1 protein-coding gene is annotated in these 1,060 nt (G+C 38.3%); it reads left to right on the top strand.

What is annotated here, in order from left to right; translation table 11 throughout:
- Positions 1-431: 431 nt before the first annotated feature.
- Entirely contained in the window at positions 432-785 is a 354-nt protein-coding gene (locus COZ07_RS03550; protein ID WP_406607211.1) for a hypothetical protein, read from the top strand.
- Positions 786-1,060 lie beyond the last annotated feature (275 nt).

The following is a 1,060-nucleotide window of genomic DNA, read 5'->3' as shown; positions in this document are numbered from 1 at the left end:
TGTACGCACGCAGACAGGTACGCACGCAGACAGGCAACGCACAGGCAGAAGTTTTCAAGGTGCTATAAGTAAAATAATTTAGGTAAGTTGATTAGTACTATGTGATGTTATTTGCACTATTTTTGAAATATAGTTACTTTAAGTACTTTTTGGGTTGTAACCATAATATTGAATGTCAAAGATCGTTACTTCAAACTTACTATTAGAGGGGAGTAATTACAATGAAGGTGGTTTGTGATCATTGTGGCGCAAAAGTACCAAAATATGAAACAATCATTTCGCCTGACGATGGCAAAATACACTGTTTGAACTGCTTTAATAAAAAGATATCGCAAGAACTTGGTATTGATTTCGAGACTGTTAATTTTGATCCAATTACACTTGAGGACAGTTATGGTGGAAAACACACATTTCATTTTAGGAGTTTGTTGGTGCCAACCGGGAAGTTGATTGAAGCCTTTGAATTAAAAGATGGAGAACCTGGCGGCTATATGTCAGGTGTTCTTGATGGCTTTTCTTGTGATATAAGTGACCTTAAAATAAAATTGCTTAATCGGTTGCAAAGGCTGATGAAACATAAAAGTTTAAAGATGCTTCATAAAAGTTGGACGCTTGTTAGCCCAGGGATTATTCGGGGGCGAATAGAGTATGGTTTTGATGAGGACAGTCCCATTGTTATAATTGATGGGAAGTATTTTACATGGGACGAATTCGGACGGATGATAACCTCATACGAGGGATGGCAGTTTCGACTTAAAATAGTAGACCCAACTGATGAAGATTAAAGCGCAATTATTCATAGTTTCTTCCTTCAAAGAATATTCCGAGCAAGACACAAAAATGGAAGGCTCCTGTTCATGTTTGGATTCGGGAAATGTACCAAAAACGTCAGGAAAAAGCCCTGAGGAAAAAGGCTTCAATAAAGAATGCACAGATTCATAGTGTAGGTTAGGCGAAAGAACCTCCAGATAGAAAACGGTTGCGCGAAATTGGTTTTAGTAATGTGTGGTTTGCCATACTTGAAGGTATCGTCGTTACTAGCGGATTAACGAGAGACGGG

The organism is Candidatus Infernicultor aquiphilus, from assembly GCF_002784285.1.
In the GTDB taxonomy this organism is placed as follows: Bacteria; Atribacterota; Phoenicimicrobiia; order Phoenicimicrobiales; family Phoenicimicrobiaceae; genus Infernicultor; species Infernicultor aquiphilus.
Note: the sequence above shows the minus strand (reverse complement) of the source record. Positions and strands in the feature narration are given on the sequence as shown.